This is a genomic window from Frankia sp. AgB32 (assembly GCF_023243045.1).
Lineage (GTDB): Bacteria > Actinomycetota > Actinomycetes > Frankiales > Frankiaceae > Frankia.
Genome location: NZ_JALKFX010000083.1, coordinates 20,984 through 39,111, shown reverse-complemented (window position 1 = coordinate 39,111; position 18,128 = coordinate 20,984). Strand labels below are relative to the sequence as shown.

At 70.6% G+C, this 18,128-nt stretch carries 12 protein-coding genes and 1 pseudogene; 9 read left to right on the top strand and 4 right to left on the bottom strand.

The features are described from left to right. The first annotated feature begins 498 nt into the window (after window positions 1-498). Both MXD60_RS20355 and MXD60_RS20350 read left to right on the top strand, forming a co-directional pair. Window positions 499-711, top strand: coding sequence for a hypothetical protein (locus tag MXD60_RS20355; RefSeq protein WP_248820924.1), 213 nt, complete (start codon window positions 499-501; stop codon window positions 709-711). 140 nt (window positions 712-851) lie between these two features. Next, window positions 852-1,829, top strand: a complete 978-nt coding sequence (locus MXD60_RS20350) for a sterol desaturase family protein (protein ID WP_248820923.1) — start codon at window positions 852-854, stop codon at window positions 1,827-1,829. On the opposite strand, the gene MXD60_RS20345 is transcribed toward MXD60_RS20350, so the two are convergent. Together MXD60_RS20345 and MXD60_RS20340 are read right to left on the bottom strand one after the other, a co-directional pair. Further along, entirely contained in the window at window positions 1,819-1,965 is a 147-nt protein-coding gene (locus tag MXD60_RS20345) for a PIN domain-containing protein (protein WP_248820922.1), read from the bottom strand. The genes MXD60_RS20350 and MXD60_RS20345 overlap by 11 nt on opposite strands. Before the next feature lie 58 nt (window positions 1,966-2,023). Beyond that, complete coding sequence (locus MXD60_RS20340; protein ID WP_248820921.1) at window positions 2,024-3,670, bottom strand: glutamate--tRNA ligase; 1,647 nt, start codon at window positions 3,668-3,670, stop codon at window positions 2,024-2,026. Between the two features lie 516 nt (window positions 3,671-4,186). On the opposite strand from MXD60_RS20340, the gene leuS reads away from it, so the two are divergent. From leuS to MXD60_RS20310, 7 genes and pseudogenes are all read left to right on the top strand, one after another. Further along, on the top strand, window positions 4,187-6,640 hold the full coding sequence (gene leuS / locus MXD60_RS20335; protein ID WP_248820920.1) for a leucine--tRNA ligase: 2,454 nt from the start codon (window positions 4,187-4,189) through the stop codon (window positions 6,638-6,640). Between the two features lie 149 nt (window positions 6,641-6,789). Continuing rightward, window positions 6,790-8,058: a cytochrome P450 gene (locus MXD60_RS20330; RefSeq protein ID WP_248820919.1), complete on the top strand. Its 1,269-nt coding sequence runs from the start codon at window positions 6,790-6,792 to the stop codon at window positions 8,056-8,058. 271 nt (window positions 8,059-8,329) lie between these two features. Next, a pseudogene (locus MXD60_RS28950) lies at window positions 8,330-8,413 on the top strand (hypothetical protein); the annotation flags it as partial. A 133-nt stretch (window positions 8,414-8,546) separates the two neighbouring features. Beyond that, on the top strand, window positions 8,547-8,900 hold the full coding sequence (locus MXD60_RS20325) for a VOC family protein (protein WP_248820918.1): 354 nt from the start codon (window positions 8,547-8,549) through the stop codon (window positions 8,898-8,900). A 56-nt stretch (window positions 8,901-8,956) separates the two neighbouring features. Then, complete coding sequence (locus MXD60_RS20320; protein ID WP_248820917.1) at window positions 8,957-10,312, top strand: TerD family protein; 1,356 nt, start codon at window positions 8,957-8,959, stop codon at window positions 10,310-10,312. Between the two features lie 584 nt (window positions 10,313-10,896). Then, window positions 10,897-12,234, top strand: a complete 1,338-nt coding sequence (locus MXD60_RS20315; protein WP_248820916.1) for a hypothetical protein — start codon at window positions 10,897-10,899, stop codon at window positions 12,232-12,234. 586 nt (window positions 12,235-12,820) lie between these two features. Next, a complete protein-coding gene (locus MXD60_RS20310) occupies window positions 12,821-14,539 on the top strand; it encodes a DUF4407 domain-containing protein (protein ID WP_248820915.1) in 1,719 nt (572 codons plus the stop codon). A 46-nt stretch (window positions 14,540-14,585) separates the two neighbouring features. Here MXD60_RS20310 and MXD60_RS20305 read toward each other — a convergent pair whose 3' ends face one another. Together MXD60_RS20305 and MXD60_RS20300 are read right to left on the bottom strand one after the other, a co-directional pair. Beyond that, window positions 14,586-16,736: a hypothetical protein gene (locus MXD60_RS20305; RefSeq protein ID WP_248820914.1), complete on the bottom strand. Its 2,151-nt coding sequence runs from the start codon at window positions 16,734-16,736 to the stop codon at window positions 14,586-14,588. 25 nt (window positions 16,737-16,761) lie between these two features. Continuing rightward, window positions 16,762-18,128, bottom strand: a 1,367-nt coding sequence (locus MXD60_RS20300; RefSeq protein ID WP_248820913.1) for a hypothetical protein, incomplete at its 5' end; no start/stop codon positions are given.

Sequence of the window (18,128 nt, the reverse complement as noted above, 5' to 3'; positions counted from 1 at the left end):
CCCGCGGCGGTGCTCCCCCGGGCAGGGGGCGCGGGGGCCCCGGCGGCCCGGGCGGAGCTGGGGGCAATGCGGCCAGCCGCCGCGGCCGGCCCCGCGGCCGCGACGGGCTGAACGTCCGGGCGTCCCGGGATTCATGTTCTCTTAAGAAAATCGTGCGCCGTCCGCGCGCGACATACTCGAAAAGCAGGCTCGACCTGCCCATTCGCCGTCCCGAGCAGCAGGAAAGGGGTGCCGGCGCCAGCCTGCGCCAAAGGCGGGAGAACACTGATCGCCAGAGCGGTCGACTTTCGCCGTGAACGTTTGATGTCCGGTGGACGACAGCCGTCGCTCGATGACTTACGATGAGTTAGCCTTCTCTTCGTTCGGCGAGATTCCGGGCAACGGAGACTTGCCGGCCACGTAGCGGCGGAAAAAGTCCGCCGCGATATCTCGGTTGACATCAGCGCCTTTCCGGGGTGTCTCCCCAAGGTGCTCATGCCAGGCATGAAGGGAATACTCATGGCTGCGGTGCAGACCTTTTTCCAGAACTCCGTGGGCCGGCTGCTGCTCGTCGCGATGCTCGCTGTCGGTCTCGCCGGCGGCACCCTGTCGATCACCCACCCGGACTGGTTCCGCGGCTCGTCCTCGGACGCCGGCGTGATGCCGATCGGCGGCGGGACCGGCGGCCCGATCAAGGGCGGACCGATCGTGGTCAGCCCGCTCACCAAGTAGTTCCCCCACCCCGTCTTCTCCGGGGTTGCCGGTGGGTGCGTGGGCCGGGTCGGCGAACGCACCCACCGGCGCGGCCGGGAGCGGCGGGACGCCCCCCTGCCCTGGCCGACGAACGGCCGGATTTCCGAGAGGAGGCGGTGGTGACCGCCCTGTCGCCGCTACCGTCGTCGCCAGCACGGGGGCGCAGCGTCGTCCCGCAGGTGGTCACGGGTCTGATCACCGTCGCCGCGGTGGCCGTCGGCGTGCTGGAGCGCCCGCAGCTGGTGTTCGGCTTCGTGGTCTGCGCGCTGGTGTTCATCCCGCTCGAGCAGCTGATCCCGCTGGTCCGGCGGTCGTCCCGCCCGGACTGGGCGGTCGACGTGGCGCACAGCTTCGCCAACCGCCTGCCGATCACGATCGTGGTGACGGTGGCGCTCTCGGTACTCGGGCCCGCCGCGCACCGGATCTTCCCCGCGGGGCTGCGCGACGCCGTGCTCGCTCGGCCGGGCTGGCTGCAGTTCGTCGTCCTGGTTCTGGTCGCCGACCTGGCGAACTACGCCGGTCACCGGGCGCTGCACGAGGTCGGGCCGCTGTGGCGGCTGCACAAGGTGCACCATTCGAGTACCGAGCTGGACTGGCTGTCCACCAGTCGCGGCCACCCGCTGGACCAGATCATCAACCTGGTCGTCACCGTGGTACCGGTCTATGCGATCGGCTTCAACCTGACGTTCTCCGCGGCCTTCATGGCGTTCCAGTTCTACTTTCCGTTCCTGGCCCATGCCAACACCCGGATCACGCTGCGCCCGCTGAGCGCCGTGTTCGTCACGCCGGCCTTCCACCACTGGCACCATGCCGACGAGCCGGCGGCCGTCAACCGCAACTACGGGGCGATCCTCTCCGTGTGGGACCGGTTGTTCCGCACCGGCTATCTCCCTCGCCGGATGCCCTCGTCCTACGGCATCGGGGAGACGCTGCCGGCGAGCTGGCTCGGCCAGCTCGCCGTGCCCTTCCAGCGCGGTTCAGGCCGCGCGGCGCTGCCGGGCGGGGATGGAGCCGGCGGCCGACCCGGAGTCTGTCGGAAGGAAAGCCTCAGACCTCCGGAACCGCCCAGGCCGGCGGGGAGGCCGGTCAGGAAGTGAGCTGCTCCACGGTTACGCCGATGGCCTCGTAGGTGGCGGTGGCTCGCTGGTCGAGGCTCATCAGGGTCGCCTCGTGCTCCGCCGCGGTGAAGGCGATCAGCGCGTCACAGGCTGGGCCGCCCAGGGCGGCCCGCATCCCACGAGTCGCCCCGCCCGCTCGCCGGTGGGCAGCCGGCTGCCCACCGGCCGCCGGATCAGGAGCCGAGGACGGCGCCGATGCGGCGGCGGGTTTCGGGTTCACCCAGGGCCTGGGTCACCAGGTGGAAGGCGGGGCTGCGGTTCGAGCCGGTGAGCAGGACCCGGAAGACCTGCGCGGCCTCCTTCGTCGACCCGACGAAGGCCTCCTTGTCGGCTTTGTACTCCTTGGGGCTGCCGGCGAAGCGGTTCGTCGTCGCGGCGGCGCGGATCTGCTCGAACCAGGCGTCGCCGTCGTTGACATGCTGGTAGCCCGCCAGGAAATCGGTCGCGAGCGCCCGGACCACCTCGGCGGGCAGGCCGCCGAGCCGAGGGTCGGTCGGATCGCCGACCAGCTCGAACAGCTCCGGCAGGAAGTAACCGTAGACCTGGCGGAAGTCGGACCACTTGCGCAGGTCCTTGCGCGGGTTCGCGACGCCGACCCGTTCGATGTCGAGCGCCCGCAGCGCGCGCTCCCGGTTCGCCTCGACGGCCGAAGCGAGTTCGGCGTCGTAGACCTCGGCCCAGTCCAGCACCGCGGCGAGAATCGACTCGTTGCTCATCGTCGCGATCAGGTCGGCGGCGATGTCCTCCAGCCGGACGAGGTCGACGAGCGGGCCCGCGACACCGCAGTCCGCCAGCCGCAGCGGCTCGGCCAGCGCCTGGTCGAGCGGGAGTTCCGCGAGCCGGCCGTTCGCCAGGCCACGCAGGTAGTAGAGCACCGCGTCCGTCGGGTAGCCGCCGGCGATGTAGTACTCGATCGCCGCCTCCGGGTCCTTGCGCTTCGAGAGCTTGCGCTTCGCCTTGCCGTCCTGCTTCATCAGCGGCGCGACATGGGCGTACGGAATCCGCTCGAAACCGAGGGCGTCGAAAAGCTGCAGATGCACGGGGACCGACGAAATCCATTCATCCCCGCGGACCACCAGGCTCACCCGCATGAGATGGTCGTCGACGGCGTGCGCGAAATGATAGGTCGGCAGCCGCAGTGTGTTCGCGGAGCTTTTCAGAATGACGACGTCGTTGCGGTTGTCGTCGGCGGTGATCGTGCCGCGGATGACGTCGGTGTAGCTGACCCGGCCGGCGGCGTCGCCAGGCGAGCGGAAACGCACGACGTAGGGCTCGCCGGCGGCGAGGCGGGCGCGGACAAGCTCGGCGGCGGCGTCCCGCCACGGCGCCCAGCGGCCGTAGTACCCCGTCGGGACCTTGCCGACCCGCTGCTCGTCCGTGAGGGCCGTCAGCTCCTCCTTCGTGGCGAAGCACGGGTACGCCCGGCCCACGCGCAACAGTTCCCGCACGTGGGACAGGTAGATCTGGGCCCGCTCGGACTGCAGGTACGGACCGTACGCGCCGATACCCGCCGCCTCGTCCGGCGTCAGGCCGAAGTGCTCGAAGGCCCGGTCGAACTCGCGGGCGGCGCCGGCCACCTCGCGCTCCTGGTCGGTGTCCTCGACGCGGACCAGGTAGACGCCGCCGGACTGCCGGGCCAGCGCGCGGTCGAGCAGGGCGACGAACACGCCGCCCAGGTGCAGCGACCCGGTCGGGCTCGGGCAGAAGCGCGTGACCGCCACGTCCGCCGGAAGCTGGCGCGGCGGGTACCGCTGCTCCCAGTACGCGACCTCGGGCAGGTCACTCGGGAAGAGCGCGTCGATCTCCGCGCGGTCAAGCATGGCAATCACTCGGGCGGGCCATCGGCAAGGTAACCATTCCGGGTTTATGAAACGTATCGACCAACAGTTCCTGGGATTGTATCACGATGACGATCAGAACAATGTCGCCACACACCCGTGTCCGCCATTAAACGGCCTCCCCGCCAAGGCGGAGGCGAGCATTCTCCGCGGCGCGGCGCGCGACCAGGCCGGCGTTCGCCAGCGCGCGCCAGCGGCGGTGGGGGCCGTCGGAGGGTGGTGTGCCACCGGCGGGACGCGGCGGTCGAACCGCCGCGCCCCACCTCCACGCTGGGGCCGGTGACCATGGTGGCCAGAGCCGCCATCACCTGACCTCCCGACCTGCTGCCAGGGCGGAAAGCCCATGGCCGCAACGGCCGCCGCCCGGCACGGCGGCCGGGTCGGGCGGTCGGAACGACGGAGCGCGGGCGGCGTCCCGGGCGGCCGGGACGCCCAAGTCCCGGGGATAGACTCCGAGACGGTAGGGCCATCGCACCTCATCGACGACAGGTAACCGGCATGAACACCCCCGATTTCCGCGAGATCGACCGCAAATGGCAGGACATCTGGCAGCGCGAGAAGACGTGGCAGGTGTCGAACGACCTGAGCCTTGCCGGCGATCGCGCGTACGTTCTCGAGATGCTGCCGTACACCAGCGGCGAGCCGCACATCGGCCATCTCAAGAACTATGCCGTCGGGGATGCGGTGGCCCATTTCCTGCGTCGTAACGGGCGCCGTGTTCTGCACCCGATGGGCTATGACGCCTTCGGCCTGCCGGCCGAGAACCACGCCATCCGCACGGGTAGGCATCCGCGGGTGTCCACCGCCGAGTCGATCGCATCCTTCGCCCGGCAGTTCCGCGAGTGGGGAATCTCCATCGACTGGTCGCGGGAGATCGCGACCTACCAGCCGAGCTACTACCGCTGGACCCAGTGGATCTTCCTCCAGCTCTACCGCAAGGGGCTGGCGTACCGCAAGAACGCCGCCGTCAACTGGTGCCCGCAGGACGCGACCGTGCTCGCGAACGAGCAGGTGGTCAACGGTCGCTGCGAGCGCTGCGGGTCCGAGGTCGAGGCCCGCCAGCTCGAGCAGTGGTTCTTCGGGATCACGCAGTACGCCGAGCAGTTGCTGTCCGGGCTGGAAACCATCGAATGGCCCGAGCACGTCAAGACGATGCAGCGGAACTGGATCGGGCGGTCTACCGGCGCCGAGCTCGTCTTCGCCAGCACGGAACTCCCCGACCTGTCCTTCCGGGTGTTCACGACGCGGCCCGACACGCTGTACGGCGCGACGTTCGTCGTGCTGGCCCCGGAGCACCCGGACCTTCTCCGCCTGGTCGCGGAAACGCCCCAGGAAACCGCCGTCCGGGATTACATAAACGCCTCCGCCCGGCAGTCCAAGGACGTCCGCGGCGCCGCGAACAAACCGAAGACCGGGGTTTTCACCGGCCGCCACGTCGTCAATCCCGCGACCGGCGACGCGGTGCCCGTCTATGTCGCGGACTACGTCCTGATGGAGTACGGCACCGGCGCCATCATGGCGGTGCCCGCGCACGACGAACGCGACTACGCCTTCGCCGTGGAGCACGGCCTGCCGGTGCGCCAGGTCATCGCCCCCGCGGGCGACACGGAGGCCGACGAGCTGCCCTACACCGGCGGCGGCGTGCTGGTCGGCTCCGGCGAGTTCGACGGCCAGAGCACCGAGGCGGGCGGCCGGGCGATCGTCGACCGCGTGGCCGAGCGTGACCTCGGGCGGCCCACCGTCAGCTACAAGCTGCGGGACTGGCTGCTGTCCCGGCAGCGCTACTGGGGCTGCCCGATCCCGATCGTCTACTGCGACACCTGCGGCGCGGTCCCCGTGCCCGAGGACCAGTTGCCGGTCGTGCTGCCCGACGTCGAGGACTACGCGCCGAAGGGCAAGTCCCCGCTGGCGGCGGCCACCGACTGGGTCACGACGACGTGCCCGTCCTGCGCCGGCCCGGCGCGGCGCGAGACCGACACGATGGACACCTTCGTCGACTCGTCCTGGTACTTCCTGCGCTACTGCGATCCGCGCAACGACGCCGAGGCGTTCGACATCGACGCGCTGCGCGAATGGATGCCGGTCGACCAGTACATCGGCGGCATCGAGCACGCGATCCTGCACCTGATGTACGCCCGGTTCCTCTGCCGGGTGCTGTTCGACCTGGGGCACGTTCCCGTCGAGGAGCCGTTCGCCAAGCTCTTCACGCAGGGAATGATCACCAAGGACGGCGCGAAGATGTCCAAGTCGCGGGGGAACGTGGTCTCCCCGACGGAGCTCATCCGCCGCTACGGTGCCGACACGGCCCGGTGCTACGTCCTGTTCATGGGCCCGCCCGACATGGGCGCCGACTGGTCCGACGACGGCATCGAGGGCGTCTACCGCTTCCTGGTTCGCCTGCTGCGCCTCGGCCACTCCCTGGCGCCCGACGAGACAACGCCGGAGCCCGAAGGCGACGCCACGGTCAACACCGATCTCGCGCGCAAGGTCGCCGCGTCGATCGTGCGGGTCACCGACAGCATGACCCAGAAGTTCGCGTTCAACATCGCGATCGCGACCGTGATGGAGCTGTCGAACTCGATCACCAGGGCGGAGCGGGAGGGCGCGGGCCGTGCCGCGCTGCGCGACGCCGTCGCCGCCGGCGCCTCGCTGCTCTTCCCGTTCGCCCCGCACACCTCGGCCGAGATCTACGAGCTGCTGACCGGCACGCGGGTCTGGGACACGCCGTGGCCGGTCGCCGATCCCGAGCTGCTGCGCTCCGAGACGCTGTCGGTGGTCTGCCAGGTCAACGGCAAGGTCCGGGACCGGGTCACCGTCGCCGTCGGCGCGGACCAGGCGACGGTCGAACAGGCGGCGCGCACCTCGCACGCCGTCGCGCAGGCCCTCGGCGACAAGAAGATCGTCAAGGTCGTGTTCATCCCCGACAAGCTGCTCAACTTCGTCGCGCGGTGAACCGACAGCCGCGGTAGAAGGCGCCCCGGCGGCGACGCCGGGGCGGATCGTTCGATCGGAAGGCGCAATACGACCTCCGCTCGGGGGTGGTCCACGGGTACTCGTGTGACTACCCCCGAGAACGCGTACTCCCCACCGAGGAGTTGCGAGTGGCCGTCACCGCCCCGACGCCGAAGCCGACCGGCAGCGCGAACTCGCCGGTCCTGGCGGCCTTCGCCGCCGCGCGCGGACCTGATCCCTACCCGACCTACCGGGCGATCCGGGAGAGCGACCCGCTCGCCGGCACCGACCTGGGCGCCAGCCGAATCACCCTCGTCAGCCGGCACGGTGACGCCGGCACCGTGCTGGCGGATCCCGCCTTCGGCCACGGGTACAAGGAGAAGATCAGCCCGTTCCGTCCGGACGGCGACTCGGACGACGGTCTGGAATCGCTGCTGCGGACCGACCCGCCGGACCACACCCGGCTCCGCCGGCTGGTCAGCCGGGCGTTCACCCCCACCGTCGTCGCCGGCCTCGCCCCCGACATCACCGTCTACGCGAACGAGCTGCTGGACGCGGCCCTGGCGGCGGGGGACGTCGACGCGGTCGAGGCCCTCGCCCGGCCCATACCGCTACGGATGATCTGCCGTCTGCTTGGCGTGCCCGGCGCCGACGAGCAGAGCTTCAGCGCCTGGGCGGGGGCCCTGCTTCGTGGCATCGACCCCGATTTCCTCCTGACGCCGGCGGAGATCGACGCGCGGCGCCGCGCCGCCCGGGAACTGGACGACTACTTCCGCCAGCTGATCGTCAGGCTGCGGGCGGCGCCGGGCGACGACCTGGTCAGCCAGCTCGTGACGGTGCACCTCGAGGAGGAGGCGCTGACCGGGAGCGAAGTCCTCGCGCTCTGCGCCGTCCTGCTGGTCGCCGGCCTGGAGACCACGGTCAACCTCATCAGCGGCGGCATTCGCGCCCTCGCGCAGCACCCCGACCAGCAGGCCCTCCTGCGTGCCGATCCGAGCCTCGTGCCGGCGGCGGTCGAGGAGATGCTGCGCTACGACCCGCCGGTGCAGTTCATCCCCCGCACGGTGCTGACGGACACCGAACTCGGCGGGCGGACGTTCCGCCGCGGCGAGGGCCTGCTCGTCGTCACCGGATCGGCGAACCGCGACCCGGAGGTCTTCGCGGAGCCCGACCGGTTCCTCGTCACCCGCTACGCCGGTCCCGCCCCCGCGGCCCGTCATCACACCTTCGGCCTGGGCATCCACTACTGCCTGGGCGCTCCGCTGGCCAGGATGGAGGCGGAGATCATCTTTCGGCTGTTGCTCGTGCGCACCCGCGAACTCACGCTGCCCGCGGGCACGCCGACCTACCTGCCGCAGAGCATCGTCCGAGGCCTCACCGCCCTGCCCCTGCACCTCACTCCCCGCGCCACCCCCTGAGCCGCCGACGCGGCGTGCTCCCGCCGGCTGGCTGGGCGGCGCGGGGCGTGTCGTGGTCCAGTACGGCACCGCCGAGGTGGACTTCGGCATGCCGAACTTCGAGCGCACCGACGGTTCGCCGTCGACCTCGACGACGTAGCCCTCCTCCGTCGGCCAGTCCGGCTCCATCGCGTACCCGAGCCGCCAGACCAGGCCGATGACCGACTTCCCGCCCGCGCGGCCGGACCACAGGCCCTTCAGGCCGCAGACGTGACCCACCAGCGGCTCCGGCTCGTCCCACGACGCCGCCCGGCTCGCGTCCCGGGGGCATGTGATCGTCGTGACCCTGAACTACCGGCTGGGGGCCTGCAGCTGAACCCCACCGAGATCAGAACGGTCGACCTCGCCGTCGACCACAACTGCGCCTTCTGGACGACCATCCCGAACTGACCAGGGCGATCGGCGGCGCGTTGCCGGCCCGCCGATCGCCGTCCTGGCAGGATGGCCGCATGGAACGGGTGCTGGGAATCGGCGGATACTTCCTGCGAGCCGCCGACCCGGTGGCCCTGGGCGCGTGGTACCGCGACTGCCTGGGTCTGGACGCCGACGAGACCGGTGTGTGGCAGCAGGGAGCCGGACCGACGGTGTTCGCGCCGTTCGAGTCCGAGACGGACTACTTCGGGTCCCGCACCCAGCAGTCCATGCTGAACTTCCGGGTCCGTGACCTGGCCGCGATGCTCACGCAACTGCACGCCAAAGGCGCGGACGTGGCTGACAAGACCCAGGACATGGACGGCGTCGGCCGGTTCGGCTGGGTCACCGATCCCGAAGGCAACCGGATCGAGCTGTGGCAGCCCGCCTGACCGGGTAGTCCGACGACCACCAGAGGGGTCGCGGGCGGGGACTACCATGCACCACCGTGACGATCTCCTTGTCGAGAGGCGCCAACGCACCGGTTCCGTCCGGAGTCTCACGGGTCCGGGTCATGTTCGAGTCGGTGTCCGGGCCTGCTCTCGACGGCTGCGCACTGCTGCTCACCGAGGCAGGGAAGGTGCGCGACGCCGCCGACTTCGTCTTCTACAACCAGCCGGCCTCGGTCGACGGGTCGGTCCGGCACCTCGGCCGCACCGCCCGCGCGGATTCGGTCGAGGTCAACCTGGATCGGATCGTGCCGCAGATCGCGACGGTCGCGCTGGTGACCTCGGCCGACGGCGCCCGGTTCGGGCTGATCACCGGCCTCGCCCTGCGCGCGCTTGACGACGGGGGCAACGAGCTTCTGCGGGTCGACATCGCCACTGCCACGGTGGAGACGGCGTTCGTTCTCGGGGAGTTCTACCGGCGCGCCGGAGCATGGAAGTTCCGCGCTGTCGGCCAGGGATGGGCGACGGGCCTCGCCGGCCTGGCAACCGACTACGGCATCTCCGTGGACGACGAGCCCGGGCGACCCATGGCTTCCCAGCCCGCGGCGCCGCAGGCCGTTCCTGCGCCACCGGTCACATCGCCGGTACCGGCGCCGAAGGTCAACACGACGAAGGCCGTCCGGCTGAGGAAGCAGCTCGCCGCGCAACCGCCCTCGATGGTGAACCTGGCCAAACAGGCAGGCGTTTCCCTGGACGCACACGGACTTGGTGATCATCGGGCCCGGGTGGCGCTGTGCCTCGACATCTCGGCTTCGATGACCAGGCTCCTTCGGCACGGACGGGCACGACGAGGCCCGATAGACCTGCGCAACTATCACGGCTGGGTCGAGGGACTCGTCCGCCGTCGACGCCTGGAGAACGGCACGCATTACAACAAGGCGATGAAAGCGGTTCGCCGGCACTATTTTCCCGACGGCCGCGGCGGAAAGCAAACCTCCCCCCGTCCGGACAACCGGCCGGTCTATGTCATGTTTGTCACCGACGGCCACACCAGCGATCGGAAGGGCACGCGTGACCAGGTCGCCTGGTCCTCGTACGAGCCGCTGTTCTGGCAGTTCATGGCGATCGGCAAGACCCGTCGCCCCGACGGCGCCCCGTCATCCGCGCACCCGAAGAGCCCGTCCGGGGCCGGCTGCGGCGGCTTCATGGCCCGCCTCGCGGCCGCGATCTCGATGGACTTCTCCTTCCTGGAGGAACTCGACGAGATGGGCGGCCGCTATCTCGACAATGCCAGCTTCTTCTCCGTCAGCGACCCGGCGGAACTCTCCGACGAGCAGCTCTACGAGTCGATGATGACCGAATATCCCAGCTGGCTCCGGCAGGCGACGGACCTGCGCCTGCTCCACGGGTCCTGACGTCGCACCAGAAAAGACTGAACCACTCTGGGCCCGCGCCGGGTTGCCTGCTTCCGGTCCTTTGCCCGGCAAAAAGTACACGACCTCCCACAGATGACCGTCGGGGTCGCTCCACCGTGTGGCCCAGGCTCACCCCGGACCCAGCGACCCGCCTGGCGTCCACGCCCGCGTCCTTCGCCAGCTCCGACCGAAGGCAGCGGGACAGGATCAGCCCGTCGTCCAGGGTGAACATCGCGGTCGCGCCCGCCGGTTCCGTCTCGCTGCCCGGGAACTCGGTGCCGAGGACACCGGTCGAGGACAGGCCCAGGCCGTCGCGGTAGAACGCCAGGGAACGTTCGAGGTCGCTGACTCCGAGCGTGACCACGCGGAGACGTGCCTTCATCGCTGTGCGGCGCCGCGGCCCGTCGGCGGCGACAGAAGATCGAGCCGCCCGGGGCGGCCTCGTACAGCGGGAGCTCCAGCGACGAACTCCGCATATGCCGACATCTGGTCACGCAGAGCGCAGGCCTGACCGAGAAGCAAGCCGAACCGCCTGGCACCGGTACGACGATGCACCACCGTAAAACTGCGACTTGGGGGGAATCATGCCGAAACATGCCAACTGGGACCTCGCACCGATCACGAGAGCACGACAGGCGCTGCTGCCAACAAATGTCGTCCGCACCGGTCCGATGAAGAACTGGGGCACCGGCGCGACCCACCACAAAATTTCCAAGGACACCTTGGATCTACTCGGCCGCGCGCTGACCTCGGCCATGAATCCGGGTGGCACGAAGGAGGATAGACGGAAAATCGACCCCAATACAGTTGGCGCGGCGAAGCAGTTCTGGGAGGCAGTCCAGAACTGCACCACCCGTGAGCTCCTGAGCCTTACCCCGGACGTCACCAAGATTCTGTGGAACCTTCCCGTCAACCTGGAAATCGGGCCGGCCGAAATTCTGGAGAACCCAGGAGCCAGTTTCGACCCGAACAGCGAGCCGTCACCAGAAGGCGACGGAAGACGCATCCTTTCGGCGGAGAGCGCGATTCTCAAGAAGATGGAGGATCTCTTCCTGCCGAAACTCGCCGGGGCGAGGCCCACCGGCCTGTCCGCGCAGGACTGGAAAACCCTGCGGGACCACCTGATCAAGGCGCAGGCCGTTTACAAGGCCGACCTCCAGGCCCGCGGCAGGGACGGGATCCTCGCCCCACCCCGCGTCGAGCAGTGGATCGAGGGCACCAAGACGATCACGCCCCAGGAAGGGCCGAGGGTCGTCGTCCCTGCGTTCCAACGCAAGCGACTACGTTATTTCCCCGGCCAGGAGCGCGCGCGGGCGTGGTACGTCAACCGGCCGACCCCGATCCCGGATCCCGCGAACGAGTTCGGTGCGCTCGGCGCGAGGCTGCCGATCAGGGAACGCTACGACCTCACCGACCGGGAAGGCAGGAAGCACATCGTCCAGGTCACCATGGATTCGGCCGCACTCAGGCACACCTGCCAGCGACACTGCTACACCTATTTCACCTGGGCGGACGCCGACATCAAGCTCGTCAACAACTTCTGGCCACAGGGCCGGGCGAGCACCGTGGACCAGTACCTCACCATCATCAGTGCGGCCCTCCCGGATATCGCGCAGGCCGGACTGGACCACATTCTCGCCGAGTTCGACGAGCGTGAACAGAAACTCGGTCGGTCGATCACCGTCGTCAACGTCCCCCATGGGGCCGACGTGTTGTTCTTCATCGCCGATTTCACCAGGGACGCCGACCTGGCGGACGCCGACGATTCCGACGAAGGGGCGCCGGACGGCGACGGCTCGAACAGCGAGCCCGCCGGGGACGACCCGATCGTGTGGGCACTGAACCTGGCCACCGTGGCCCCCGACGGTCCGAGCGCGGAATCGTTCCCGACCCAGGAACTGAAAGCCGCGAAGGCCGGCTGAACGCCCATCGGGCGCCACGTCCGCGGTCATCTCTCCCCGGGCTGGCCGCGGACGTGGGGCCGCTGCCCGGCGGCAGACCGTCGAGACGCACTCGACCACCCCGCCCCGGGCCGGGGTACGACGGACGTTCGACTGACCCGCAACCGACGGCCACCTGACGCGGGCCGCCGCCACCAGCGGTCGAAGCGGCCCGGCGGTGGACGGCGTCAAATCAGGTCGCGGCAGGGGTATTCTGTTTTCCTGTCGCCGCCGCGGGAAGCGGTGACCCACAAGTGGGGGGGCACGTGTCATGGCCGGCGGCGGCGAAACGCATCGGCCACGCGCCGCGCCGCGCGGTAAATCCTCACGGATGGCCACGGCGGTCACGACCAGCCGAACACAGCCGACGAGCGATTCCTGTGGGCAATCCAGGCGCCCGGGCCACGGCCGCGCCAGCGCCTTCGACCGGTCGGCCGAACATTCCTGAGAGTGGCCTCCGGCCTCGACCTTCGTCGAGGCCGGAGCAAGAACGGTCGGCGCCGGCGGGGGACGACGGCGGTCAGCGGGTACGGGGGGTCTAGGAATGCGATGGGTCCGGGGGGTGCTGATGGCTGCCGGCCAGTTCTTCCGGTCGCCGTTCAGCGCGGCGGGGCGGTTCATGGTGTGGCTGTCCACCGCAAATGTCGAGGTTCTCCAGCGGTTTCCGGCGGACCGGCCGAAATACGTCGGTCTGGGCAGCTCGGTGTTCATCACCTCGTCGATGGCGGCGATCTCCGGCGGGTTCGCGCTACGGATGGGTCTGAAGCTGCCCATCGCGGCCTGCGTCGTCGCCGGTTTTCTGTGGGGCATGGCGATCATGGGGCTGGACCGGTGGCTGCTGGCCACCGCGAGCCGCAGCAATCGCTGGCTGCTGCTGCCGCGCGCCGGCCTCGCGATCCTCATCGGCGTGGTCGTGTCGACGCCCTTCGTGCTGCGCATCTTCCAGCCGGAGATCTCCCAGCAGGTCGCCCTGATCCAGGCGCGCGACGCGACCGGCCAGCAGCAGAGCTGGAACGACCCGGCCAATCCCATCGTCGCGAGGATCAACCAGCTCGCCGCCGACGTGGACCGGCAGAACGCGGTCATCCAGACGGGCGGCAGCACCATCTCGGCCGAGGACGATCCGACGGTCCAGCAGCTCCTCAAGGCGTTGAGTCCGGACATCGATCCGATGAAGACCTACAACGACCTGAATCGCAAGATCCTCTGCGAGGAGGCCGGGAACACCAACTGCGGTGACGGCACGGGCTCCGGCCGACCCGGAGACGGTTTCCGCACCGAGCAGCTGAAACAACAGGCCGCCGCCTACTTCGACCTGCATGTGAAGCCGCTCAACAACCAGTTGCAGAACGCTCGGCTGGAGGCGGGGAAAAACCTTCCCGCCACCCGGGCGAAGGCCGTTCAGGACGCGCGCGACAAACTGGCCGCCGACACCAGGGAACTGAACCCGCTGCGGGACCGGCGCAGCCGGCTGCAGGCGGCTTTCGAGAACTCGAACGGCGGCGACACCGGGCTGCTGATCCGGATGCAGGCGCTGGGCGAACTGACCAGGAACAACCCGACGATGCGGACGACGCACTACGTCCTGCTGGCCTTCGTCACCGCCATAGACTGCCTGCCCATCCTGTTCAAGCTGCTGATGTCCCTCGGGCGCAGGAACAGGTACGAGGAGGGACTGGAGGCCGAGGAGCAGGAACATCTGGCGATCTCCCGCCAGCGCAGCCGGCACCTGCGGGCCGAGCAGATGATCTTTCACTCGGACACCCTGCGGGAGGCCCAGGCCGCGCGGGACGAGCGGGACGAGGCGATCGAGGAGCTGGCCCGCCGGACCGTTCGCGACCAGGTCGAGGTCGCCGAGCGGGCACTGGACCGTTGGAAGCGCGAGCAGCTCCACCACGTCGAGACCGACCCTGACTACCTGAACCGCGAGTGGGAGCCCGCTCCCACCGTTCTCCCGCCGCACCAGCGCCGGTCAGGTCACGGCTCGAACGGGGTCGACGGAGTCACCCCGCCGCCGCGAGAGTGGCCCCCGCGCGAGCGCGAGCGGCCGCCCAGCCGGGTCGCGCGGGTCTGGCGACGCGACGATCGGCTCGTTCCAGAGCCAGCGGCCGAGGCACCGGCCGTCGATGAGGACGTCACCAACCACCGGCCGCCGGCTGACCGGGAGCCCACCGCGCACACCACGCCCCAGCCGGATCGCCGGGTTTCGGCAGGCAGCCGGTCCCCGACCGAGAGCTACCCGCCGGCCGACGAAACGCAGCAGGTCGACAGCAACGACCTGTGGTGACCAGACCCGCCGCCGCGCCGCGCGCTGCCTGCCGCCGCAGGCGGCCCTACCGGCGCGGGCCGCGGGTGTTGCGGCCGTCGACGTAGAGGTGGAGCAGGTCGTTCCACCAGGACTCGGTCGAGCGGTCGAAACGGGACCGGCCGCTGGCGCCCAGCAGGCGGGTCACCATCGCCCGCAGCCCTGGCGAGATCCAGTGCACCCGATCGGCCATCCCGGCCAGCAGTTTCAGGGCATCGTCGACGGTGCGGGGATCGGCGGGCCAGCCGGTCTCCTCGATGGAGGCGGCGAGCCCGTCCATCACCAGCCCGGCCATGGTCAACCCGCGGGGATCAGCACCGTACCGGCGCAGGAGCTCGTTGTACGCGTTCAACAGCGCGCGGCGGTAGTCGGGCCAGTACACCCCCGCCATCCTGGCCCGCAGGGGTTCGACGGGTCCGGCGCCGAGCAGCAGGCGGACCAGGTCGAGCCCGGCCTCCTCGGCGGTGTCACCGACCGGCTGACGGCCCAGGTCCCCGGCCCACGCGGCCCGCTGCGCCGGGGACAACGCCTGGTCCGCCGCGACGGTGGTCAGCCATTGCAGCAGAGCCGGGGTCAGGGCCCGCGCGTGGCCGGCCAGCCTGGCCAGGCGCACCAGTGCCAGCGGGTAGCGGCTGTCGCCCCAGGCCAGTTGGCCGGCGGTGAGCAGCGCGCCGATCCCCTCCGGCCGCGGCCGGCCGGCGAGCAGTTCGGTGAAGGGAACCAGCGGCGCGGCCAACGACGGCACGCGCGTCAGCCAGGCGAGCCAGCCCGCGGTGTGCGCCGCGACGACCACGCTGGCAACGGGACCGGCGAGGGTGCCGCCTGCGGTACCGGTACCGCCCGGTTGGGGATGGCCGCCGCCCGCGATCCGTAGATCGTCTTCGACGGCGCAGCGGACGAGTTCCAGCGCCACGATCGGGCCGCCTTCGCGGGCGGCCAGGGCGGCGAGCGCCGTCTGGTCCGTCTCGGCCGTCGCCGCACCGGCAAGCAGCCGGCCGCGCGGCCGCTGCGCCCGCAGTACGGCGACGGCGTCCGAGACGGCGTCGAGCGTGCCCTGATCGGGTGGGACGCGGGGTGGTGCGTCGTCGCGGCCGCCGGCCGACCGGTCGGGCGGCAGCAGCAGCCGGGTGGCGAAGTAGGTCGGCCCGGGCAGATCCGAGAGGCGCAGCAACGCGTGCCGCGGGTCGGCGATCCGGTGCGCCGTCCGATACCTGGGTTCGGCGAGGTGTTCGACGATCCGCTCGACGCCGAACCCTCGGCTCTCGCTCAGGGCGAGGAGCGTCTGGAAGTACTCGGCGGCCGGTCGGGGCATCGGCGGGCTCGCCGCCCGGTCGGGGCCGGTGAGCCACACCGCCGCGTCCCCGGGACGGGCCCGGTCGGTGTAGGCGAGCCTGATCCGGTGCGCGCTGGCGGAGTCCGCCCAGGTGCTGACGACGAGGCGGGCGCGCTGGCCGTACGGCAGCAACGCGGCGACCGCGTCGAGGAAGCGGAGCCGATCGAGGAGCATCGGCTGGGGGCTGGCGACGGGCGCGCCCAACAGCGCGACGGGCTGGCACGGCAGCAACGCGGCGATCCTGGCGGCGAGCCGGAAGGTCTCCCGGTCCGCCAGCAGTCGCGCGACCGCGTCGACGTCGAGGCCGGGCAGCTGCCCGAGCGTCACCGTACCCTGGCCACCTGTCACCGCGCGCCCCACCGCAGCGACGCCGGCGATGGCGGCGGTGACGCCCCGATCCCGCCGCAGAGCCCGGTGGAGGTCCTGATAGGTGAGGGAGGCGGCGGCGATGGCGGGGAACGGCGCGCACAGATACGTCGTCTCGGCCACCGGCCGGCCGGCGGCGTCGGCCAGGTCTGTCCAGTCACACAGCGCGATGCCCAGAACGCCCGCCCCGACCGCGGCGGCGTCCGGGACGCCCGCCGACGCCGGCGCCCGCTGCGCACGGGGACGCAGCGGAGCGTAACTGACCGTGGCCCATGGCAGGCCCGCCGCGTCCGGCCGCCGCGACGGCGGCGGTGGCGTACCCGGGACGAAGCGACGCAGGATCCCGTCGTAGTCGGCCCGGCTGAAGTACGCACGGCTCGACCGAAGCAGGGAGTAGTCGTCGGTGGCGCCGGCCGCCTTGCCGTAGACCGCCCAACCCGCCTGGACGCCCGGCGCGTCCGCCCCGAAGCCGCTGCTCATCTCTGGCTACGTCCGGTCGCCGCGTCTACCGCGCGTCGTTGTTCCACGGTGGCTGCGGCACGTCGTCGGTCGGCGAGTCCGCCTCGTCGTCCGCTCGCGGCGGCACCATGTCCGGTGGCGGAACCATCGTCGGTGGCGGAACCATCGTCGGTGGCGGAACCATCGTCGGTGGCGGAACCATCGTCGGTGGCGGAACCATGGGCGATGACGCGCCCGTCGCGTCGGGGACACCCTCGGCGCGACCCGCGCCGGGCGACGACCGCCGGGTCCGATCGTCCAGCGCCGACGTCGTCGACCGCGCCCGGATCGACTCCGCCAGCCACAGGAACGGCTCCAGGACGTTGATCGGCCGTAGTTCCCCGCGGATCCGCGGTTTGGCGCCACTGTGGTCGACGTTCTCGAAGTCCTGTATCCGGAAAAGGGCGCTCGGGCCGACGTGGAAGCCGACGGACGAGCTGGCGAAGTAACGCACCCGGCCGGGGTGGAAGTGGCGTTCGATGCTGCCGCGGACCCGCGGACCGCTGCCCGCCGGCGCGCCGGCCGTCTCCCGGGAACACAGGGACCGGAAGAACTCGGCCGCGTCCTCACCGGTTATCTGCGGAAGCATGTCGTCGTCGTCGCCGACCGACAGGAATCCGCCGTCATAGGCCTGGTTGAACACCCGCCTGTCGTCAATCTTGTTCACGCACACCGCGAGGTAATGGGGAAGTTTCCCGTCGGGCAGGCGACCAAGCTGCTCGGCCCGCTGCAGCACCCGCTCCAGCATGGCCTCCAGATAGAGATAGGAGTCCTGGCTCTCCAGCTCCCGGACGGGGTCGAAGAGATAGACCATCCCGTCGGCACGGGCCAGATGGTCGACGAGCAGTTCGACGGCGTCACCGGCCTCCGGCTCGTCGCCGAACAGGTCACCCGCGGGACCGTCGTCGTACGCCGGGTCGAGATCGTCGACGGAGTCGTCGTCGGGATCCGCCAGGCCGTCGTTGAGGACATCCGGGTGGTACATGCGGCCGCTGACGTCCATCAGGACGAGCTGGATGGCGGTGCGACCAGGACGGCGCCTCGTCAGCCGCCGCATCCAGCGCCGCCGTTCGGGCCGGACCAGCTGCAGGGACAGCTCCCGGGCCTCGTACTGGGTGGGAACCGGGAAACGTTGCCGGGCAAGCTGCTGGCGGGCCGACCCAAGGGACCGGGACGTCGACGGGTCCGCGCTGAACAGGATCCAGTCCTGCTCACCGCCCCGCTGCTGGGTCACGGCGGTGGCCAGGGCAGCCAGCATCGTCGTCTTGGCGCGGCCGGGGGGGGCCCCCCCCCCCCGGGGGGCGCGGGGGGGGGCCCCCCCCGGGGCCCGGGGGGGGGCGGCCCGGGGGCGCCGGGGGGGTGGTCTATTGGGCG